The sequence below is a fragment of the Amycolatopsis eburnea genome (assembly GCF_003937945.1).
In the GTDB taxonomy this organism is placed as follows: domain Bacteria; phylum Actinomycetota; class Actinomycetes; order Mycobacteriales; family Pseudonocardiaceae; genus Amycolatopsis; species Amycolatopsis eburnea.
In genome coordinates this window covers 1-269 of sequence record NZ_RSEC01000070.1, presented here as the reverse complement: position 1 = coordinate 269, position 269 = coordinate 1, and the positions used below count along the sequence as shown (strand labels likewise).

The window sequence follows — 269 nt, the reverse complement described above, 5'->3', positions numbered from 1 at the left end:
TAGCCTGGCCCAGGAACCCTTGGTCATCCGGCGGCAGAGTTTCTCACTCTGCATTCGCTACTCATGCCTGCATTCTCACTCCCACACCCTCCACCGCTAGCTTCCGCCACGGCTTCCCTGGATGCAGGACGCTCCCCTACCCATCCATACCACTAGACAACACCCTCAAGGAGTGAAGCCGATGTATTGCATGAATGACACAGCTTCGGCGGTGTGCTTAAGCCCCGCTACATTGTCGGCGCAGGACCACTTGACCAGTGAGCTATTAC

The 269-nt window shown here is 57.2% G+C and carries 1 rRNA gene; it reads right to left on the bottom strand.

The features are described from left to right. Positions 1-269, bottom strand: a 23S ribosomal RNA gene (locus tag EIY87_RS47460); the annotation flags it as partial.